This is a genomic window from Pseudoalteromonas sp. NEC-BIFX-2020_015, from assembly GCF_012952265.1.
Classification (GTDB): domain Bacteria; phylum Pseudomonadota; class Gammaproteobacteria; order Enterobacterales; family Alteromonadaceae; genus Pseudoalteromonas; species Pseudoalteromonas neustonica.
This window is the reverse complement of sequence record NZ_JABCJL010000070.1, coordinates 1-1,444: the sequence shown is the minus strand read 5'-3', so window position 1 is coordinate 1,444 and position 1,444 is coordinate 1. Positions and strand designations below refer to the sequence as shown.

The window sequence follows — 1,444 nt, the reverse complement described above, 5'->3', positions numbered from 1 at the left end:
CTTAAGTAGTAATAGAAAGTGGTGGGCGCAGGACGTATCTTGCAAGAGTGAACCTCTGAGCGCTCTAAATTTCTGCACCACTACAACTACTGCAAATACATTTCACGGCTAAAGCCTGTTCCTACAATAACGTGAATTTCAGGCATAAAAAAACCGACTTTCGTCGGCTTATTTCTATTAGCTTAAGTAGTAATAGAAAGTGGTGGGCGCAGGAGGATTCGAACCTCCGACCGCTCGGTTCGTAGCCGAGTACTCTATCCAGCTGAGCTATGCACCCACATTCTATTGTAATTTTATAGTCTGATTTGACTGTCCCAGTCAACTAATGAATTTCAAAAGTTGTTATTCTTTAAATAGAAAGTGGTGGGCGCAGGAGGATTCGAACCTCCGACCGCTCGGTTCGTAGCCGAGTACTCTATCCAGCTGAGCTATGCACCCACATTCTATTTCGATTTTAATGTCTTATCTGACATATTAATTAGCTTGCAATAACTAAGTATCAAAAGTGGTGGGCGCAGGAGGATTCGAACCTCCGACCGCTCGGTTCGTAGCCGAGTACTCTATCCAGCTGAGCTATGCACCCACTTTTGATATTTCCTATTTATACTCTAAGAAGAGTTTGTAAAGAGTGGTGGGCGCAGGAGGATTCGAACCTCCGACCGCTCGGTTCGTAGCCGAGTACTCTATCCAGCTGAGCTATGCACCCAATCTTTACTGTACAAGAAACCATTTATAAAATAAATGGCGGAGAAGGAGGGATTCGAACCCTCGATAGAGCTACAAACCCTATACTCCCTTAGCAGGGGAGCGCCTTCGGCCACTCGGCCACCTCTCCGTCTTGTGGGGCGTATAATAAAGATTTCAGAAAATATGTCAAACACTTTTCTTGTTTAAAGTGACTGTATGGTTAGAGAATACCCATAACAGCTAAAAAACCATCATTTGTGTTTGAAGATTGAGCAATCTATAGTTTATTTGGGTCTTTTGAAACCCCTAATAAATGCACTAATTCATCATTTAATTGTTCGAGATATTGATCTTGATAACCTAGCTGCTGAAATTCAGCAATACAGGCACGATAATAAATCTGCCTTTGCTCTTCAGTACTAAATTGTTCCAGTGCATCTACTGATTTTTTATCTTTCATTATAGTAAGTCCATTTACCTATGCGGTATTTTAGTGTTAATAACATTAAAACACACACTTTCCGCCTTATTTACTGCATTTAGTTTAGTTAAACTTTAAAACATTGCCTGCTCTATTTTAGGTGTTTTTAAGAATATTTTTTGTAACTACTCAGGAGGGGTAAAAATGCTGGGCAACATGCCATTGAATAATAATGCTAATGCGGTAGACGCACTGATCCCTTGCTTTTTACAACTTGATAAGTAACTACGCAGCCCAAAAAACATCTTAGCGCCATTGTCACTTCTAAAACAGCCT

The 1,444-nt window shown here is 40.7% G+C and carries 1 protein-coding gene, 5 tRNA genes and 1 pseudogene; all 7 read right to left on the bottom strand.

Translation table 11 applies throughout. The features are described 5' to 3' along the window. Positions 1 to 200: 200 nt before the first annotated feature. A tRNA-Arg gene (locus HH219_RS21575) sits at positions 201 to 277 on the bottom strand. 84 nt (positions 278 to 361) lie between these two features. Further along, positions 362 to 438: transfer RNA gene (locus tag HH219_RS21570), tRNA-Arg, on the bottom strand. A gap of 68 nt (positions 439 to 506) precedes the next feature. Further along, positions 507 to 583 (bottom strand) — tRNA-Arg (locus tag HH219_RS21565). 46 nt (positions 584 to 629) lie between these two features. Next, a tRNA-Arg gene (locus HH219_RS21560) sits at positions 630 to 706 on the bottom strand. A 36-nt stretch (positions 707 to 742) separates the two neighbouring features. Next, positions 743 to 835, bottom strand: a tRNA-Ser gene (locus tag HH219_RS21555). Positions 836 to 964: 129 nt separating this feature from the next. Continuing rightward, positions 965 to 1,147 carry a hypothetical protein gene (locus HH219_RS21550; RefSeq protein ID WP_169328591.1) on the bottom strand — a complete coding sequence of 61 codons (183 nt, stop codon included), beginning with the start codon at positions 1,145 to 1,147 and terminating at the stop codon, positions 965 to 967. 146 nt (positions 1,148 to 1,293) lie between these two features. Continuing rightward, a pseudogene (locus HH219_RS22235) lies at positions 1,294 to 1,444 on the bottom strand (IS66 family transposase); the annotation flags it as partial.

Bases quoted from the DNA above. Each gene is read 5' to 3' on its own strand.
- HH219_RS21550 (WP_169328591.1), bottom strand. From the start codon at position 1,147: ATGAAAGATAAAAAATCAGTAGATGCACTGGAACAATTTAGTACTGAA.